At 36.9% G+C, this 18,454-nt stretch carries 19 protein-coding genes; 6 read left to right on the top strand and 13 right to left on the bottom strand.

What is annotated here, in order from left to right; all coding sequences use genetic code 11:
- Positions 1-119 precede the first annotated feature (119 nt).
- The 7 genes from H0W64_04380 to H0W64_04350 form a co-directional block, all read right to left on the bottom strand.
- On the bottom strand, positions 120-1,826 hold the full coding sequence (locus H0W64_04380) for a hypothetical protein (GenBank protein MBA3660939.1): 1,707 nt from the start codon (positions 1,824-1,826) through the stop codon (positions 120-122).
- Positions 1,827-2,005: 179 nt separating this feature from the next.
- Positions 2,006-2,611: a GNAT family N-acetyltransferase gene (locus tag H0W64_04375; protein MBA3660938.1), complete on the bottom strand. Its 606-nt coding sequence runs from the start codon at positions 2,609-2,611 to the stop codon at positions 2,006-2,008.
- A gap of 70 nt (positions 2,612-2,681) precedes the next feature.
- Positions 2,682-4,949 carry a hypothetical protein gene (locus H0W64_04370; GenBank protein MBA3660937.1) on the bottom strand — a complete coding sequence of 756 codons (2,268 nt, stop codon included), beginning with the start codon at positions 4,947-4,949 and terminating at the stop codon, positions 2,682-2,684.
- Between the two features lie 246 nt (positions 4,950-5,195).
- Entirely contained in the window at positions 5,196-6,170 is a 975-nt protein-coding gene (locus tag H0W64_04365) for an MBL fold metallo-hydrolase (protein ID MBA3660936.1), read from the bottom strand.
- 60 nt (positions 6,171-6,230) lie between these two features.
- Complete coding sequence (locus H0W64_04360; protein ID MBA3660935.1) at positions 6,231-7,280, bottom strand: GNAT family N-acetyltransferase; 1,050 nt, start codon at positions 7,278-7,280, stop codon at positions 6,231-6,233.
- 39 nt (positions 7,281-7,319) lie between these two features.
- Complete coding sequence (locus H0W64_04355) at positions 7,320-8,048, bottom strand: SDR family oxidoreductase (protein ID MBA3660934.1); 729 nt, start codon at positions 8,046-8,048, stop codon at positions 7,320-7,322.
- Positions 8,045-8,536: a GyrI-like domain-containing protein gene (locus H0W64_04350; protein MBA3660933.1), complete on the bottom strand. Its 492-nt coding sequence runs from the start codon at positions 8,534-8,536 to the stop codon at positions 8,045-8,047. Before H0W64_04350 ends, H0W64_04355 begins: the two co-directional genes overlap by 4 nt.
- 481 nt (positions 8,537-9,017) lie before the next feature.
- Here H0W64_04350 and H0W64_04345 point away from each other — a divergent pair, with 481 nt between their 5' ends.
- Positions 9,018-9,896: a phosphotransferase gene (locus H0W64_04345; protein ID MBA3660932.1), complete on the top strand. Its 879-nt coding sequence runs from the start codon at positions 9,018-9,020 to the stop codon at positions 9,894-9,896.
- A 36-nt stretch (positions 9,897-9,932) separates the two neighbouring features.
- On the opposite strand, the gene H0W64_04340 is transcribed toward H0W64_04345, so the two are convergent.
- From H0W64_04340 to H0W64_04330, 3 genes are all read right to left on the bottom strand, one after another.
- The gene (locus tag H0W64_04340; GenBank protein ID MBA3660931.1) at positions 9,933-10,988 is read right to left on the bottom strand and encodes a protein kinase family protein; all 1,056 of its coding nucleotides are present in this window, start codon (positions 10,986-10,988) and stop codon (positions 9,933-9,935) included.
- A 252-nt stretch (positions 10,989-11,240) separates the two neighbouring features.
- On the bottom strand, positions 11,241-11,732 hold the full coding sequence (locus H0W64_04335) for a YbaK/EbsC family protein (GenBank protein MBA3660930.1): 492 nt from the start codon (positions 11,730-11,732) through the stop codon (positions 11,241-11,243).
- Between the two features lie 46 nt (positions 11,733-11,778).
- Complete coding sequence (locus H0W64_04330; GenBank protein MBA3660929.1) at positions 11,779-12,657, bottom strand: LysR family transcriptional regulator; 879 nt, start codon at positions 12,655-12,657, stop codon at positions 11,779-11,781.
- A 131-nt stretch (positions 12,658-12,788) separates the two neighbouring features.
- Here H0W64_04330 and H0W64_04325 point away from each other — a divergent pair, with 131 nt between their 5' ends.
- Positions 12,789-13,997, top strand: a complete 1,209-nt coding sequence (locus H0W64_04325) for an MFS transporter (protein MBA3660928.1) — start codon at positions 12,789-12,791, stop codon at positions 13,995-13,997.
- Between the two features lie 150 nt (positions 13,998-14,147).
- Here H0W64_04325 and H0W64_04320 read toward each other — a convergent pair whose 3' ends face one another.
- From H0W64_04320 to H0W64_04310, 3 genes are all read right to left on the bottom strand, one after another.
- On the bottom strand, positions 14,148-15,110 hold the full coding sequence (locus H0W64_04320; GenBank protein MBA3660927.1) for a phosphotransferase: 963 nt from the start codon (positions 15,108-15,110) through the stop codon (positions 14,148-14,150).
- A 118-nt stretch (positions 15,111-15,228) separates the two neighbouring features.
- Positions 15,229-15,705 carry a hypothetical protein gene (locus H0W64_04315; GenBank protein MBA3660926.1) on the bottom strand — a complete coding sequence of 159 codons (477 nt, stop codon included), beginning with the start codon at positions 15,703-15,705 and terminating at the stop codon, positions 15,229-15,231.
- A 28-nt stretch (positions 15,706-15,733) separates the two neighbouring features.
- Positions 15,734-16,234: a GNAT family N-acetyltransferase gene (locus H0W64_04310; protein MBA3660925.1), complete on the bottom strand. Its 501-nt coding sequence runs from the start codon at positions 16,232-16,234 to the stop codon at positions 15,734-15,736.
- Positions 16,235-16,533: 299 nt separating this feature from the next.
- Here H0W64_04310 and H0W64_04305 point away from each other — a divergent pair, with 299 nt between their 5' ends.
- The 4 genes from H0W64_04305 (at position 16,534) to hisG (ending at position 18,453) form a co-directional block, all read left to right on the top strand.
- Complete coding sequence (locus H0W64_04305; GenBank protein MBA3660924.1) at positions 16,534-16,656, top strand: TniB family NTP-binding protein; 123 nt, start codon at positions 16,534-16,536, stop codon at positions 16,654-16,656.
- Positions 16,611-16,952 carry a TniB family NTP-binding protein gene (locus H0W64_04300; GenBank protein ID MBA3660923.1) on the top strand — a complete coding sequence of 114 codons (342 nt, stop codon included), beginning with the start codon at positions 16,611-16,613 and terminating at the stop codon, positions 16,950-16,952. The genes H0W64_04305 and H0W64_04300 overlap by 46 nt, the downstream gene beginning before the upstream one ends.
- On the top strand, positions 16,931-17,170 hold the full coding sequence (locus H0W64_04295; GenBank protein ID MBA3660922.1) for an NTP-binding protein: 240 nt from the start codon (positions 16,931-16,933) through the stop codon (positions 17,168-17,170). Before H0W64_04300 ends, H0W64_04295 begins: the two co-directional genes overlap by 22 nt.
- A 386-nt stretch (positions 17,171-17,556) precedes the next feature.
- Positions 17,557-18,453 carry an ATP phosphoribosyltransferase gene (gene hisG / locus H0W64_04290; protein MBA3660921.1) on the top strand — a complete coding sequence of 299 codons (897 nt, stop codon included), beginning with the start codon at positions 17,557-17,559 and terminating at the stop codon, positions 18,451-18,453.
- Position 18,454: the final 1 nt, after the last annotated feature.

Raw genomic sequence — 18,454 nt, 5'->3', positions numbered from 1 at the left:
TTAATTTTCCCTAATGAGGCTCGGGTTTATATTTTTGATTATTTTAGTTGAATTGAGCAATAAACTGAAAGATTCAAACCTCCCATTTCTTTACGCCAAATTTAAATCAACCCTAGTCATTATTTAAATAAAGTAACAGGACTAGGGCTATCCGCATATTTCCATGCTTCTTTAAATTCAGCTTCAACTTGTTCCGCTTGTTGATTTTTGCCAATTTTTCGCAATGCTTTTGCGAGGCCATAAAGCGCCCAACCATTTCGAGGATATTGTTTAAGATCCTCGTTATACATTTGAATCGCTTCTTTTAGATGTCCCCACTTTAAATAAGCATCACCCCTTATTTCTTTAAGGGGAAAATACCAATCAGGCGGCTCATGATAGCCCATATCGTGCTGTATTTTATCGGCCAGGCTTAACTGAGCGAGTGTTAATTTCTCGTCTCCCTGTTGATTGGCAATGATTGCCATCAATGTCGCCTGGGCAATTTTTAAAAGATTATGCCCAGCTTTACCTAAATTACGATCTGTTGTCCCTTTTGTAATAATTTGTTGTAATTGTAACAATTCATTTTTAGCAGCTTTGATTTCACCTGTGCCAGCTTTTGCCAACCCCCTTGCATAATGCCACATGCCTAAAGCATATTGCGCAGCTTGGGACGGCATAGGCTCATGTAAGATTTCTTTCCACAGGCCAAAACGAGCTTCGACATAGTACGGAATAGGGATAAACCATTGCAAAGTTGCATCGCGGGCTAACCAATTTGCGAAGGGTTTATCAATTAAATTTTTAGCAGCCCATAATGCAAGTTTTTTTCGACCTTCCATGATGGCAGTTGATCGTAAAAAGTCAAAGTTATGAAAATAGAGATAATTAATTTCAGGTTCAAATCCTTGCGCTTTGCACGTTTCATTGTAACGTTGGTAAGTGGTAATGGCTTGCAAATTGGAATTGCTAGCTTGGTGATAACGTCCCGTAAGAAAATAAATATGCGCTGGCATATGCACTAAATGTTCCGAACCAGGCACTAAAGTGTTTAATCGATCCGCGCTTTGCATCGCATCGCTAGGGTGAGATGATGATTCCATAACGTGAATATAATAATGATTGCCGCCAATATCCAAATTATCCTTTGCAAGGATAGCCTGAATAGTCTTAATGATAGTTGGGGTGACAGGATTTATATTTCCTTTCACATCCCAAAAATTCCAATTAATCCTATTAAATAATGCATAAACAAAAATACCGTGTGCAACATTGTCTTGGGGGTATTTTTTTACAATTTTTTGCATGGCTTCAGAATAAGCAGTTAACTCTTGTGGGGTGGATTCTTCGTGTTGGCTACTTGATGTGTGGCAACTGAAAGGGCCTACTTTATTTGATAGTTTTGGCGCATGTTTGAAACGTAATGATAATGCTTTTATATAATCTTGCTCCTTAGGCGTTGCTAGTTTTTTAAGTGAAAGAGCCTTTTGTATAGCAGATTGTGCATCCCCATATTCGTGACCGGTTAAAGGGGCATTAATTTTATTTCCTAACGCTAAAGCTAACCCCCAATAACACATCCCGCAATGAGGATCTAAACGCGTTGCTTCTCTAAAGGAACGTACGGATTCGCCCCATTCAAAGCCATAAAAGAGCACAAGACCCTGATCAAAAAAACGTTGGGCTAAAGGAATTCCAGTTGAGACTTGATAATGAAAAGATCCAAGATTATCAAATTGTGGAGCTTTAAATATTTGATGATTGTCTCGCGCCCGGGAAACAACTGAACAGCTAAAAAAACTGAGGGCAAGCGTTGAGGCAACGAGTAAGGCTTTAATCCGCATGATGGATCTCCGCAACCCTAAAAGCTTGAAGTGATAGATTACTTTAGCAAATAATTTTATTTATCTGTAGTAATCATTTATATCTGCATGAGACACACAGAAAATTCTGCGTCCTATTACTCATAAGCTTAATAAACACAGAAGTTCGTTATTATATTTAAGCGGTCACCATCGCGGTATTACCGTTTATTTTCATCCGACATTTTTTTTAAACGTAATTGTAAATTTGATTTGATTTGAGGCCAGTCCGGCTTTACCACGCTGAACATAACTGTATCCCGTATATAACCATCTTCTAAGATCGTATGATAACGTAAGATCCCTTCTTCTATAGCGCCTAGTTTTTTAATTGCTGAACGGGAACGCGTATTGCGAGAATCAGTTGCAAATTCAACCCGATTTACAAGTAAGTCATCGAAAGCAAATTTTAACATCAATAGCTTACATTCAGGATTAACATAAGTGCCCCACACTTCAGGAACATACCAAGTGTAACCCACCATAATTCGGTGATGCTGAGCGTTAATATCGTAGTAGCGCGTACTGCCAATAATTTTATGATCTGCTAACCGTCGTACGATAAAAGGAAGATGTTCAAGACTTTGTAAAGCGTTAACCGCATTATCAAACCAAGCATTAAATCGCTCTCCAAAAGCTTTAGAACTTGTATAAGTCCAGATGGACTCATCTTGTGCTGCAGTATAAAGTTCTTTTTTGTGAGAAACATTCAGTGGCTCAAGCTGCACCCAAGTTCCTTTTAGTGTTATAGGCTGAATATTAAGCATTCATTTTCCCTTGTTAAAAGTCAGAAAAGTGTAGCATAAGCCAATGCGTTTTGACTTGTGCGAGACGAATTTACTTTGCACAGCCCTTGCCAAAAGATAACGAAGCATGCACCACTGGGATGGGCGATCGTGGGGTCTTCATGTCAATCACTGGCGTTGGGCGAAAGTGACAAAGAGATGAGTTACTAAACCTCTGTGTTGGCACTTCGAGAGACGCTAAAATTTTAGTCATTGCAGCGACAAAATGCTCAGGATTGTGTTGTGAACTTAGCAAGCAATCAGCTATTTGCAACTTACAATTTAAGAGCTGTTGCGCCATGGCGCCAGTATATGTTTTAGACGGCAAATCATTTGCTAAATATTGTAAAAAAATATCTAGTTTGGGACCGGCAATTTTCAAATGATGCTGATCACAAAAATCTTCAAGGGCGGCTAGCATATTTTCTGATGTAGAAAAGTGTACCCGCTGCTTACCGCTGTATCGCGAGATACGAGTAGATGCTTGCTCTAGCAAATAATTGCCCAGGTCTTTAAGACCGAGTTCAATACCACGCAACATGTAAATACATAAAGGTTTGCCATTGGCAAAATATTCCGTCGGTGTTTTACGCTTAATATCGCTCACCTTAACCCAATCAGCCATTGCGACATCATCACCAGGCTTAATTTCAGGCTGGCTATCAAGGTTACCAAGAAAAACTAAATATTGGTGACAACGATTACTGGTTTGGCCAGGCGCATCTCCATGAGAAATACCCAAAGTATTATCGTAAGAGGTAAGGAAATTTTTTCTTTCGGGAAACTGATTGAGATCAAGATTAATTTCCTCAATGCACTCCCGACTGGCAGTGTGAAAACTATTAATATCTATTTTGGGTAACTGAATACCAGCGTTTTTGAAGTCCTTTTCAAAACGTTGATAGTCATAATTTACTTTAGTCCAGTCGCCTTCAGCTTCATCTAAAATTTTAGTCATCGTTTTTGTGGCTGATCGTTGGATATCAGCACGATTATAATAAATTGCCTCATTGTCGTTAGATAGCAATTTACCCCGCCAACCTGGCAGTGGGGCTTCGGTATAACCCGCTGACCAGTTATACATTTCTAAATTTCTTTTGTTGCAAATCAATGCAAGATAAATATCTCCCGTTTTATTATCTCGATAAGCCGGTAATATACCTGCTGAAGTTGCTTCACGAGCAAATTGATAAACATAACGCGCATCAAAACCATTTTTATAAGCGTCTGTTTTATGGGTCAATTTATTTAGTGCTTCCAGTTGCGAAGGATGGGCTAGGATATGTTGTTGAACGGTCATACCCGACATCGGTATGAATCCACGTAAGAGCACGGTAGTAAAACTTTCAATGAAAGCATCTCTAGCTTCAAAGGGTAAAGTCATTAATTGCTTTTCCATAGAAACTAGTAATGCGTCAAAAGCATCAATGCTTAATTTATCTTGCATATCGGCAACTTTCTTACCGATGTCTTGAGTGAAGGATGATTGCTCTCCTTCTGTGGCACGTAAAATCTCATAAGCCTTATTGTATTTATCCAATGACATTTTAAGATTTTCAGGCTGCATTTTGGCCAGATAATCAGCGTAAGAAACATAAAATCGAGCAGCATAAGGATTAAGAGCATCATGCTTCTCTATCCAGTATTTTTCTAACTCATTAAATGTCTTATTAGCTTCAACATCATTATTTTGTTCAGCCCGCATTTGCGCATAGCGATTCTTTGCTCGCGCATATTGATCATCAAGTAAGTCATACTTTTCATACAGGTCTAATGCCAATCGGTAACTTTGCACTGCCTGATTGAGTTGATTGATTTCATACTCCGTTAACGCTTTGACGCAGTATGCAAAAGCGGTAATTTTAATTGAAGCAATATCAGTAAAGTTTTTATATTGCTCGATAACTTGTTTGCAATAGCCCAGTGCTTGAGTTTTATTTTCTTCTATTTTTTCGTCACATTTTTCTTTCTTGGCAGCCGCCAGCATTTGTTGATGCGAAAATGCCAAATGGTTCTTAACCCAAGCTAATTCTTTGTCGACTAAAATTTTTTCAGCCAGAAGTAGTTTTTTATGAGCGGGCACTGGAGCTCGTTTAATATGGTTATAAAAAGTGCCGAGTTTATAACTGAGCTGACCTAAAGCCCGCTTCTCATTTTCATCAAGGGGTTCAAAAGCAGGAGAAATTTGTTCAATGAGGGTTTCAAGTTCATCAATTTTATTTTTATTAAGTTCAATTGTATGATAATCATTCCAATCAAAAGAAAACGCCTTGTTTAAATTTTGGAACCTAGATGAGTTTTGACCGGGCTGTTTTAGCATTAAAAATGTTTCCTTCATCAAGCTTAATAATTATTCAAAATACGTTCGTTTTGGGTTCATACTTGTAGCAAATATTTTGTTAGATTTCTATTGCTTCTCTTTATTTTTATATATTAAGGATTTCCCAACTAGGGCGTGGCATGCCTGAATAAATAATCGTGGTAAAATGCACAAATTAACCTCAATGAGAGGCAAGAATAATTGAGGATTAGTTAACTGTATGAATTTTTTATTTTTCGCGTAACTTCAAAAATCATAGATACGACCCACAGCGGATGGCACAATAACTTGATCGCCAAATTTGGTGGCTAATGCATTGACAGCTCGCCATCCCGTACAGTGTGCTGGGATAATCATTTTCAAATTAAATTGCGCTAGATCATTTATCGTTTGAGGAATAATTTTTTCAACTAATTGACCTGATAAATGAAAACCACCCATAACAGCATAGAGTGGAATAGCGGGAAATAATGATTGAGCGTGTTTTAAAACATTAATGATTCCCGCGTGCGAGCAAGCAGAAAAAATGACAAGTCCTTTATCCCGGATATTAACAGCTAAAAATCTTTCATCTTTTATCCATGGATCAGCTTCCCACTCTCCACTAGGCAATTGACGCACATGACCCGGAAAACCTTTTTCATATTCTGTAACGCGTGGAATTTCACCACTGAGATAAAACATATCACTTAATAATAAACGTGGCGCATCGGAATTAACAACGCTTGCACCATGTTTCTTAAGATCAGCTATACTTGGTATCTTTTTGAACGGACAAATTTCGTCATTATGAGTTGTTGCGCGTTGATAAAACATGCCAGGATTAAGATGAAACACAATTTCTTTGCATTTTTTTTTGCTTTTAATTAAATCAAGGGCTGCAAAAAATCCACCCGCATGATCCCAATGTCCATGCGATAAAACAATGGCTTCAACTGCGCCAATCTTAGCATTCAGATTGTTAACATTTCTTTTAAAAACTTCACCTTCAGGACCTGCATCAAATAAGAGACTATGTGTATTATCTCCCTCAGAAGCTGTAAGGAGAAGAGAAAGTCCGTGCGCTCCACAACAGAGGCATTCGCCCGATAATTCCTTCATACCATTGTTTCGAAGATAAGCCATTTCGTGGGTAACATTCTTTGGCACACTAGAGAGACTGTCAGTCACATTATCCACTAACACTTGTATTTGTAATTGATCTATTATTTTAAGATTCATTATAATTCTACTGTAAATTTTGCGAAATTAATGGGGGTTTCATTATATAAGAATAATCAATTACATGTTTTTAGCCAAATGTAAAATTCTTTTAATAAATTCACTTTTGGTGTTGGTATATTCTTCGCGATCGTAAGTAAATTGTTTTACTAATTTTATTTTTAATTGTTGATATTCTTCGGCAACTTCAGGATGAGTCATCAAATAATTCCTAAAAAGTATTTTCTCCTCCCAATGTTTCGAGGTAGGTTCAACAATATGAACATGATGGGTTCGTTTAACACCAAAGGGAGGCATCCCTTTCACAAAAAACATACGCTCAGGATCAGGATTTTCAGACCAATATTCATAACCTAATTTCTGTAAGGCGGGAACAGCAATTACTTTCATTTCTTCTAATGAATTAACTGCGATTTGAATATCAATAATCGGTTTGGCGGAAAGACCAGGGATAGCTGTGCTTCCTATATGTTGTATATCAATGATCTTTTTAAGAGGCAATACGCATCGTAATTTATTAATCTCTGCGTTCGCACGCTCTGCCCATTCAGCATTACTGGGCTCAAGGTCAATATGATCTTGCTCAAGAACTGCTGAATCATTTCTTATATAATCTTCGCTAGTCATAACCCAATGTTCATGACCACACCATTCATTATTAATTTTTAAATAACGGGGGGAAAAACCTTCATAGCGAAAACCATTCTTTTTTATGAATAAAATGGAACGCATATTTTCGGGTTGTATATTTGCCTCAACACGATGCAAACCCAATTCTTTAAATATTTTCTCCAGCACTAGCTTTAAGCCAGCGCTCATATATCCTTTTCCGTCATAGCCACTTACACCATAAAATCCTAAAAAAGCATTTTGAAATGGGCCGCGAACAATTTCACTAATATTAAATATACCCACAATATTATTACATTGATCGCAAACCAAAAAACTTTTCTGATTCGGGCGTTGAAATTGTTGAAGATAATCATCAAAAGCCTGCGAAGTGTCTGGTGACTTGACCCATGGATGATGTAACGATTGACTTCGCTGCATCGCAGCCAGAAATACGTCTTTATCTTCCATTTTTGGTTCACGAATCGTGACCTTGCACATAGAGCATTTGCACCTTAAAAAAGATTAATTATATAAATTTTATTGGTCAGTTAAAGTTGCTCGGCAATAAACGACTATTTCTTTCACACAAGCTTGAGGCGATAATAACAATAATCCACGAACGATCTGCAAAATATCCTGGGGTTTAATCATTAAGTTTTGCGACGGATATTCCACATGTGAAACCATTTCAGTTGCTACATAACTAGGGCATATTGCTGTCACTTTCACATTGAACGATACTAACTCATGAAATAAAGATTCACTCAACCCCACCAACCCAAATTTAGTAGCGGTGTAAGCGCCAATACCAGCATAACCAATCTTTCCACAAAGCGAGGCGAGATTAAACACATAACCCTGTTGACGTTTTTTCATATGCGGCACAACGGCTTGTAGTATATTAAAGGCACCTATCAAATTTACATTAAGCATGTCGTTAAAATCTTTCGCATTTTCTAACGTTCCATCATGTAAAATGCCTGCATTATTAAATAGCACATCGACATGTCCCAGCTGGGTTATGATATGATCAATTGTTTGATTAACTAATGCAATATTGGTTACATCACATTCATAAATCTGTGGCTCAAGATGTGCAGGTAATTGGGCGTTTTCAATAATCTCATTTGCGATATGCTGAAGGGTATCTTTAGAGCGTGATAGCAAGCAAACACGATATCCATCCTGCGCTAATCCTGCAGCAACAGCTTTGCCAATACCACGGCTAGCTCCGGTTATTATTGCTATTTTTTGTTCATGGGTCATATTGATTTTATTCCAATGTAAATATCTAAAATGGTGTTAGCAGGATCACTTGCACGTTCATCATAAACTTCAAAATCGGCTACATAAGCCCTCTCCCCACCAAAATCACTTGCTGACATTTTCCATATCTGCTGCCATGCATCACTAACAACCGCAGGCATTTGTCCTGATGGTGTTGTAAATTTATGATATTGCGCAGCGGATATGGTTAATTGTTGCAATTCTCGCGGGTTTTCAAAGGAACTAACTTCTTCACCAATAAAATAGGTGTAATCACTGTGTTCATCACTATCATATTCAGTATAAACAGAAAAAGTTACGCCTGGATTTTTTCTATTTAAAATCTGCTCAGCCAGATTTAAGCCCCAAAAACGACCAGCTAATTCGCCTATTTTTGATGTTTTTGGGTTCATTTCATTTTTATTGTTAGTCCGAGCAGTTAAACCAACTAGTTTAATTTCAGATTTATTAATCAATTCTTTTTCCATACGTTACCTTGTCATTGATATGTTTATACTGCTAAGTTAAATTCAGAATTTGAAAAAAAATTTCAGTCAACAACCCCGTTTGAGAGTACGAAATTTATATATGATACGATCATACTGAGTGGCAGTGAGCACGCTGAAATCTGTTTTTTCATCAAAATTCGTTGGCGTATTTTTTAAATACACGCTTCAGATTAATAAGCTTTAGAATAAGGACGTGCCCGCCATTTTTGCATGAATCTCTGCTTCTCAAGGCCATTCAATTTCATACGAATATTGACCACACGCCATGACAGCTGAACTGATTTATGAATGTTTAAATGCTACTACATCGGTATAGTATTTTAAACAAACAAGTTAACCTACGAAACGGTCAAACTTGAATGCCACAGATCATGGTCAAATTTATACCGATACTGTTATATTGACCCATAATAACTTTGTACATTACTCAATAAACTTAAATTGGGATAAATCATTTCACATGGATACATTGAAACAAAATATTACCCATATTTATGGAAAGCGAGGTGAAAAATGGATCGCTAATCTACCCGTTACAATAGAAATGCTCGCTCATCATTGGTTGCTTAGTCAAATTACGCCTGTTAACAATATGACTTATAACTATGTAGCTAAAGCTATTAAAGACACTGAGCAGCCAGTCATATTAAAAATTAGTTGTAATAAACAATCTATGGCGGCTGAACAACAAGCTTTACTATATTTTAATGGTCAAGGCTCTATTAAGCTTCTCGATGAAAATGAAAATTATCATGCTTTGTTATTACAGCAAGCATTACCTGGCAACACGCTTAAATCGCTCTATCCTATGCAAATTCCTTTTGTGATGGACTGTTATGTCGATACCATGCAAAAACTTCATGCTAAACGATTGCCGGATCAACGTCATTACCTTCATATTAGTGAATGGCTGAAATCAATTGATCAACTTAAACCAAACCATCCTTGTCCATCCCACCTTCTAAAAAAAGCTATAGTATTAAAAAATGCATTATTAGCTTCAATGACTACAGCAATATTTTTGCATGGTGACTTACATCACGATAATATTCTAAAAAATGATAATCATTGGTTGGCGATCGATCCTAAGGGGATTATAGGCGAACCAGAGTTTGAAGTAGCAGCATTTGATTTTATGTACGTCCAAGAACTCGCAGGCCAAGCTGATGTAAAAAATATATTTGAATCGCGAATTAATCTTCTTGCTCAAAAGGCAAACTTAAACGCTCAACGCATTAAAGACTGGGTATTTGTGCGTCTTATTTTAATGGCTGCCTGGAACATTGAAGACCATGGTGATTCGAGTTGGGCTATCAAGCTAGCTGAACAACTTGGGTAACTTATGTTATAGACTGGTAGAGAATTGAACCCCCGCTTAAGTTATCCAGCTATCTTCAAGCTCTTTATTAGGATAAGGCGTTTGTTTATTTTTCTGAAGCGAGCGATAAAATTTATCCATTAATAAAGCCACGGATGCGTACCGATTTATGATCGACAAAACAGAAGGTGGCAAAACTTTACTATTTCCCTCTTTGTATTCTTCTAAGGCTGCTGGCCATTTGTCAGGGCCAAAATAATGCGTAATAAGACAATGTAGAAAATTAGTAGCGGTACTACACCGATCGTAATTTACATGATGATTAAAAAAAATTATTTCTTCTTCCGAGAGTTCGAATTCTGAGGATAAAGCTAAACCAAAATCAGTGAAATAAAGGCGATTGCCATCCGTTAAAATATTATGAAAATGCGCGTCAAAGTGAAGTAAACCCTTAGAATTCATGAACGCTGTGGTCTCTTTTAAATGATCCTCGACCATTTTACAAGCTGATTCAACAACAGCTTCTCCTTGCAAAAGCTGATTGCCCAACCATTGATATAAATTTTGTGGAATGTATTCAAGAAATAACACAACATTTGCTGAACCTCGTAAGTTTGCCTCTAGCCGCGCGCGTACTGCTTGCGAATCCTGCCAATATTTAACATCTTGCTCGAGTTTCTCCAATTCGGTTATCGTAGGTTTATGTATCATTTCAGGCAAAATGCGCCAATGATACAGAATGGGAAAGTTTTGGCACTCGCCCGTAAGAACCCAATGAGTAGTCATTAAATGAGTAGTTAATTCACGCCATACACCAAAACCTGTTGAGCCAATTCCGTATTGATAATAAAGAGGCAGCGCAAAGATATTTCTCGTCGACATTATATTTTGAGGGTGTCTCTCCCTATCAGTTAGACGAATTTTTTTAACAAATATTTTTCTACCATGAACTTCTATTAATGCTGAAGTACCGCCAATACTTGTACCAATAGGTGTAGCCTCATTGAGAAGTGCTGCAAGAGCCTGGTCGCTCTGCAAAGCCAATTCAGTAGCAAGACTTGTGTGAGTACTCACACGATTAGAGTTTTGTGCATCACGAGATGGTTTATTCATGAGTTTCTCATTATTAGCGACTAATGCTAGGTAATGTTAACCAGCTTAATCAAAATCTTATCTGGCAGCAAAATGTTATCGTATTAGCTTATATTTACGAAACTCATATCATCACTTCTTTGACACTCTCTTCTCTATCGTAAAAAATAAAGCATTGTCTCTTTCAATAAAATATGATGATTACTAATCGATGAAAAGATGATAGCTACATGATGAAGAAAAACTGTTTTAAGATAGCTTTCTTCTTCATACCTATTTGATCGATATTACTTTTCCATCCGTAAGATTTTCCAAATCCCTTGCAGATAGGGAAAACACAGCATGAGGTGTACCTGCAGCGGCCCATAATTTCTCAAATTTTAATAAATCTTCATCAATATAAATCTGATTGATTTTTTGATCGTGACCAACGGGTGGAACCCCACCAATAGCATATCCTGTTACTTCACGGGTAAAATCTGCATCAGCTTTTACTATTTTCTCACCGATGTTTTTCTCTATTGTTTTTTCGTTAACGCGGTTTATCCCACAAGCTAAAATTAAAATGGGCTGATTTGTTTTTACAGATCGAAACAATAAAGTCTTAACAATTTGAGCGACATCACAGCCAATCGTTTTCGCTGCATCAGTAGCAGTGCGTGTACTCGAAGAGAGCTCCACTACCTCAAACATTAATCCCTTTTGCAATAAAACATTTTGGACGCGCACAGCACTTTTACTTAAATTTTTTGGTTCGTTTACCATATCCACTCCACATCGACAAATGTTATAGGAAAACAAAATTGCTTATTTATTTCGTAGGATTATCACTAGTATAAAAATCAATAAATCGTCTAATTTTAGGCTGTAAATAACGGCTTTGTTGATAGTACAAATAAACTGGCTGTTCGCATTCACTAAATTTAGGAAGAATTTCGACTAAGCTCCCCTTTTCTAAAGCAGCTGCCAATATATAATCATGCAACTTTACAATGCCCATGCCTTGGATGGCACATTCACACATGGCGCGACTATCATTCAGCCATAGTATTGGCTCAACATATATTTTTTTATTATTTTTAAAGGTCACCACATTATCCGGTTTACGCATACTGTGAGTAATATAATGGTATTTACTCAAATCAGCGGGTATACGAGGCTCTCCATACTTTTCTAAATAGGCAGGCGATGCGCAAAGAATGTATCGGGTTGTAGCGACACGACGACGAATGAGAGTTGCCGGCCCTTCCATTGAAACACCAAAAATTAAATCAATATTTTCTAGGGTCAAATCAGGAAAGCGCTCCGCCAATTCAACTTTAATTTTTAGCTTCGGATTAAGTGCCATAAATTCTGGCAACCGTGGAAGAAGATACTTAATCGCAAAATAGCGGCTGCTGGTAATGCTTAGAATACCCGTAGGTTCACTTCGGCTATCAGAAATAGCAATTTCTGCTTCCGCTAATTCTGCTAAGGCTTTTTTAGCATGCTGGTAGTATTCTGCTCCGATTTCGGTTAGCGATAGTTGGCGCGTGGTACGTTGTAGCAATTCCGCTTTAAGATCAGATTCGAGACGAGCGACTTGCCTGCTCATTGCAGCTGTCGATACGCCCTCCTTTCGGGCGGCTGCTGCAAAGCCATTTTGTTCTACAACAGCCATGAAAGCATGAATACGTTCGAGTTTACTCATCAGTTCCTGATTGTTGCAAATTAGTTAACACTCATTGCATAAATTTATCATTGTTTAATTATTTGTCAAGAATTATACTATGGCCAATTATTTATGGCAGTTATCTATCCTAATAATAAATAGGCTAAAACATGCAAAAAAATATTTCTTTTTTTACCCTCCTGTTATTAATATCGTTTGCCTCCGTCAATGCAGTATTATTTACACCCGCCTTACCTAACATTGCCCTTTTTTTTAATATCGGAGAAGATACGGCACAACATACTATGACCTGGTTTTTAGTAGGTTATGCGTTAGGGCAACTTGTATATGGTCCCCTTGCCAATCGATTTGGGAGAAAGCCCGCACTATATGCGGGTGTAAGTCTACAAATTGTCAGCAGCTTGCTCTGTGTATTAGCAGGGGTTATTCATGAATACGAGCTGCTGGTAGTAGCACGATTTATGTTAGCGTTAGGGTCAGGTGTCGGATTAAAAATGACATTCACTTTAGTTAACGAAAGTTACGAACCTAAAATTGCTAGTCAAAAAACAGCATACCTCTTGTTAGCCTTTGCAATTACGCCAGGCTTAGGTGTTGCGATCGGCGGCATTTTGAATGCTTTCTATGGATGGACAAGTTGTTTCTATGCCGGCGCTGTTTACGGGTTAGTGCTCCTATTTTTTGTAGCTCGCTTACCAGAAACGCAAAAAACATTAGACTTGAATGCACTTAAATTAAAACATTTAGTGCATGACTATAGTAGCCAATTTAGAAATAAACAATTAATGACTGGCGGGTTATTGATGGGTTTTTCGACCAGCTTTGTGTACGTTTTTGCGGCTATCGCACCTTTCGTGGCGATTAATACTTTTGGTTTAAACAGTGCCGAATATGGCGTAGCAAATATTTTGCCGTCTATGGGTTTAGTTCTGGGCTCAATCGTTAGTGCAAGACTTTCCAAAAAATATGCACTTCAATCAATTATTAAAGCAGGAATATGGATAGCATGTCTCGGCACAATATTAATGTTCGTAACGATGGCCCTGCATTCGCCTATACTTTTTTCGCTATTCTTACCCATGATCATCATATATTTTGGTTTGTGTTTCATTCTAGCGAATGCTTCAACGCTTGCAATGAGTCACGTTAGCGATAAAGCGCATGGGTCTGCTGTGATGAATTTTATTAATATGGGATTAGCAACAGTGATCGTATTAAGCCTCGGCTTTTTTACAATTAAAGCGCTGTTATTACCTTGCATCTATGTAATTTTATGCGTATCAATGATGAGCATATTTAAATTAGCAGCGAACAAAGTTAATAAAAAAATTCCTAATATCAATCATTCAAAGTTGTGATGTAATCGACTTTGTACTCGATTATTAAATTTACATATCTCGCTGTGGCGCAACATGAATGAGATATGAAATTGCCTCAATACAACACCAAAACGAGGCATGTCAAACTGCTTGTTAAGAACAGAGTTCGCTAGATAAATAAGGGGAAAATTAATACCATGCTTTTAATCTATTTAATGATTGTTTAAACATGTTTTTTAATCTTTGATCATCAAATATTATTTTTTGTTGATTATCCGATGTCATCGCGTGTTTACGCATGAATACAATGACGTAAAAGAGCCGATAAAATGCTAGACGAATTTTTGCATTATCATCCATTTCCAATGCTTCACTCCAATAATCACAATATAAAGTGTCATATCCTTCATTTTCTAGCGCGGTATAAGTAAGTCCAAGCACAAATAGCGGATCACCAAAACACATTTCATCTACATCAACAATTCCTGAAATTTGTCCCTTCTCTACAATAACGTTTCTTTCACTGGCATCCCATAAAAAGGGTCTGGCGCGAATCAAACGGAATTCATTTTCTAAATTTTTTACGATCTTAAAAACATCTTCCATTTCAACATCATTAAATATTTTATTATTACGTATTATTTCGTCAAACAAATACAATCTATGCGTCAAAAAATCATACCATGAGTTATGCGCAGTCATTCGCTCATAACTATTAACAATGCCATAACTTGGACCATCCGGAAGTGGTCCAGTCATAGCCTGTATTTTTACCATTTCAAGGGCTAAATTGTGTTTATTCAAATCGGTTAATTGCGAATAGATATTACACAAATCATCTCCCGACAAACGCAACATCAGCAATGATGGAAATTCGGAAAGCTCACATGCCAAATCAGATTTAATAAATTTTGCAAGGGGAATACCAAGTGGGAGTAACTTTTCTTGCCAATAGGTTGCGGAAATAAATTTATCCGTTTGGCTAGTATCAGTCATACGAATAACATAATCAGATTTTTCAGTTTTTACAGCATAGACAAAATGCTGATCACCAGTAGTCATCCTTTGCGTATGAAGTATATTTTCTGCAGTCATAGTTAACACTACAGAAGAAGCAATTTCCTCAGTGGGATACTTTAGGACATTATTCATCTGAACATTTACCTCATTGATTACACGCATTCAAAATTGAAATATTTTTTGCATTAACTTTATAAATTTAAACTAATCATTATGCTTCTAAAATAATATTTACAGTATCAACCAATTTTTAATGATTTTTATCCCAAAGCTCTCCTGATCCAAATTGTTCTTTTGGAGTATCTTTAAACTTTGGCAGATTATCATTAACACTAATGATCCGATTTACGTAGCAAACATGTCTGACCGGTTTAAATGAGTCAGGCATTGAGTCAATAAAAACAAAGTTATTAACATTAACCCCGATGCCTGCTTGTTTATTTGGATCGAGAGAAATGCCATAAATAAGACTACGGCATGATTTACACAACAGTATTTTGGCATTGTTTCTAATAACTTCATCAAGATCATCAACGCCTGATGTTACATTGAAACTTGATGTTAAGTATCCTGCTGTCCACGCATAACCTTGTTTATCTGCTTCGCGTTTCGATTGTGACGCTACTTCACGGCATTTGTTGCAATGACAATACTGCGTAAAAAATGGTTCGCCCTCACAATAAAATTTAATTGCCCCGCAATAACATTGACCTCGATATTTAGACATATAAAACAATCCTTGTTATGAATAGTCATCAGTTCTTAATTCGGTAAAATCGGCACTCAATACCTTTGGCGATGTCATTTTTATAATAGTTCATGCCACACTTTTCCATGACTCGGGTTGAACCAATGTTACCCACATGGGCATAATCAATAATGTAATAAACATCAATATGCTCTCTTGCATATTCAAGTAATTTTGTTACTACTTCAGAAGCATAGCCTTTACCCCAAAACCTTTTATGCAGAACATAGCTCACCTCGGTATCACCCGTTTCAGTAATCCCAAAACCAGCCCGACCCATCAATTCCTCTGATTTCAAATCAAATAGCAAAAAACACGACAAATTTTTTTCTTCATAAGCAGAAATGAATCGTACAATCATATCTTCTGTTTTGTTGCGATCTCTTGCGCCATCTGGGAAGAATTGTTTAACATCTAGATCGCTCTCCAATCCTTCTAAATAAATAATGTCGCGAGCATCGAGAAGACGAAGCCCTAAGCGCTTTGTCTTGATTAAATAATTTTTCATTTTAATTTGCGCTGAAACGAAAGGAATATTACCCCGAGACAAAAGGAAGTTTAATGCATTTTATTGCTATTTGCTATTTTCAAATACCCCTACCAGTCGATGACTTGAATCATCTACTGCCTGAAGTGTGAGAGCTAGTTAAGCTGCCAAATTGGGAAAGGGTCAATCATATAAAAAAAGATATTTGGATTGGATATCCAACTGCAATGAAAGCATTGGAAAAACTAAAAAGATCTTTTTGATCATCCGCAACGACAACGAATCAATTTTATGGTTTAGAGCAAGATTATCTTGTTGAAATGCCGATAGTATCGATCCAAATGCCGCCACTACCTGATGCAAGACGATTTTACTTAGCAATTCTCGAAAATTTAAATTGGCGTGTACCTGGACGTATAGTAGATCTAATATTGGCTATCTAGAAAACCAGATTATTTCTCTCTTTAGAGAATATAAAGTGAAGATGTTAATTATTGATGAGATTCACAATTCATTAGGCGGGCAAAATAACAAACAACGTGAATTTCTTAATTTATTGCGCCTTATTGGTAATGAATTAAAAATCCCTTTAATTTGTGTTGGCACAAAAGATGCTTATCTAGCTATTCGCAGTGATACGCAACTTGAGAATCGTTTTGAACTTTTTGTTTTGCAAGATGGAAAGTGGGAAGAGAATATGATTCGTTGTTGGCTAGCATGGCTGCCACCTTTCCTTTAAAAAAGCCATCAAACTTGAATGACCCAAAGATATCTGAATTTATCTTGCAAAAAAGCGAAGGAATTTTAGGAGAGATAGTCACTTTGTTGCGAAAAGCTGCTATTCAAGCTATTTATACGAAAGCAACAATAAATGAAATGATGTTTAGGATGATTGATTACCATTCTCTTTCAGAGTGGCGCAAAACATTTGAAAGGAGTTTAGCAGAGGCATCATAAAATCAGTTGGTTCCGTTTAACCTGAAAAAGGACTTGAAAAATGTATACGTTCAACACACGATAAGACGCATTATCGATATTACATAACTTGTTTGTTTAAAACACCAATTTATACAATAGGTTATATTTGGATAAGAAATCTTTAACAAAAACACCCTTGCATAAGTCAAAAAGATATGGATTAATATGTTCATAGTTAAAAATATGAAGAGAAATTAAAAATGATTTTTAAATTTGTAAAACATCATGCACATCACCATCAGTTGAGATAGCCTCTACTGAAGGGAGGCTATTTGCCTCCCGCATGAGTTTGGATGTCATCAAACCCTGGGCGGCAAAAGTTTCCCGGGGTTTTTTTACGTTCAATACTTTGTGGGAGTAGGTAAATGCAAAACAATAATCGAATACGTATCGCAATACAGAAGTCTGGCAGATTAAATGACGAGTCATTGCGACTAATGGCTGGATGCGGAATATCCATTAAACCGCGAAAAGAGCAGCTCTTTTGCCAAAGTGACAACTTTGAACTTGATGTACTCTTAGTCAGAGATGATGATATTCCAAGTCTCATATCAGAGGGGATCTGTGATTTTGGTATAGTTGGAACCAATTTATTGAATGAAAAGGTATTACAAAATAACAGTAACTTAAAAAATAAAGTTGAAGTCATTCGGACTTTAAATTTTGCTTATTGCAGGCTTTCCATCGCCGTGCCTAAAAACTTTCAATATGGAAATATATCTAGCCTTAAAAACTGTCGTATCGCAACAAGCTATCCAGACTTGTTAAAAGAATTTCTCGAAATAAATAAAGTTAAATCAGAAATTATTAATTTATCAGGATCAGTAGAAATAGCACCAAAACTAGGTCTCGCTGATGCGATTTGTGATCTTGTTTCTTCTGGTGCAACACTAGAAGCAAATAATCTAAAAGAAGTTGAAACGGTGTTAGAAAGTCAGGCTGTTTTAATCCAATCATCAAAAATACTATCTACTGAAAAACAAAAAATCGCTGAAATATTTAAAAATCGCGTTCAGGGATCGCAGCGTGCGTGTGGAAGTAAATACATTATGTTACACGCCCCCAAATCAGCATTAGAGAGCATCGTATCCTTACTCCCAGGCGTTGAAAGACCCACGATTCTGGAGCTGCAAGGGGATCCGAATAAAGTCGCTATTCACGCTTTGTGTAGTGAGAATATTTTCTGGGAAACCATGGAAAATCTAAAGTCTGCTGGCGCCACATCAATACTGGTTTTACCCGTTGAAAAAATGATGGCCTGAG

The organism is Gammaproteobacteria bacterium (assembly GCA_013816845.1).
In the GTDB taxonomy this organism is placed as follows: domain Bacteria; phylum Pseudomonadota; class Gammaproteobacteria; order DSM-16500; family DSM-16500; genus Aquicella.
Note: the sequence above shows the minus strand (reverse complement) of the source record. Positions and strands in the feature narration are given on the sequence as shown.

Coding starts and splice junctions, on each gene's coding strand:
- H0W64_04380 (MBA3660939.1), bottom strand. CDS start 1,826: ATGCGGATTAAAGCCTTACTCGTTGCCTCAACGCTTGCCCTCAGTTTT.
- H0W64_04375 (MBA3660938.1), bottom strand. CDS start 2,611: ATGCTTAATATTCAGCCTATAACACTAAAAGGAACTTGGGTGCAGCTT.
- H0W64_04370 (MBA3660937.1), bottom strand. CDS start 4,949: ATGCTAAAACAGCCCGGTCAAAACTCATCTAGGTTCCAAAATTTAAAC.
- H0W64_04365 (MBA3660936.1), bottom strand. CDS start 6,170: ATGAATCTTAAAATAATAGATCAATTACAAATACAAGTGTTAGTGGAT.
- H0W64_04360 (MBA3660935.1), bottom strand. CDS start 7,280: ATGTGCAAGGTCACGATTCGTGAACCAAAAATGGAAGATAAAGACGTA.
- H0W64_04355 (MBA3660934.1), bottom strand. CDS start 8,048: ATGACCCATGAACAAAAAATAGCAATAATAACCGGAGCTAGCCGTGGT.
- H0W64_04350 (MBA3660933.1), bottom strand. CDS start 8,536: ATGGAAAAAGAATTGATTAATAAATCTGAAATTAAACTAGTTGGTTTA.
- H0W64_04345 (MBA3660932.1), top strand. CDS start 9,018: ATGGATACATTGAAACAAAATATTACCCATATTTATGGAAAGCGAGGT.
- H0W64_04340 (MBA3660931.1), bottom strand. CDS start 10,988: ATGAATAAACCATCTCGTGATGCACAAAACTCTAATCGTGTGAGTACT.
- H0W64_04335 (MBA3660930.1), bottom strand. CDS start 11,732: ATGGTAAACGAACCAAAAAATTTAAGTAAAAGTGCTGTGCGCGTCCAA.
- H0W64_04330 (MBA3660929.1), bottom strand. CDS start 12,657: ATGAGTAAACTCGAACGTATTCATGCTTTCATGGCTGTTGTAGAACAA.
- H0W64_04325 (MBA3660928.1), top strand. CDS start 12,789: ATGCAAAAAAATATTTCTTTTTTTACCCTCCTGTTATTAATATCGTTT.
- H0W64_04320 (MBA3660927.1), bottom strand. CDS start 15,110: ATGAATAATGTCCTAAAGTATCCCACTGAGGAAATTGCTTCTTCTGTA.
- H0W64_04315 (MBA3660926.1), bottom strand. CDS start 15,705: ATGTCTAAATATCGAGGTCAATGTTATTGCGGGGCAATTAAATTTTAT.
- H0W64_04310 (MBA3660925.1), bottom strand. CDS start 16,234: ATGAAAAATTATTTAATCAAGACAAAGCGCTTAGGGCTTCGTCTTCTC.
- H0W64_04305 (MBA3660924.1), top strand. CDS start 16,534: ATGCCGATAGTATCGATCCAAATGCCGCCACTACCTGATGCAAGACGA.
- H0W64_04295 (MBA3660922.1), top strand. CDS start 16,931: ATGGCTGCCACCTTTCCTTTAAAAAAGCCATCAAACTTGAATGACCCA.
- hisG (MBA3660921.1), top strand. CDS start 17,557: ATGCAAAACAATAATCGAATACGTATCGCAATACAGAAGTCTGGCAGA.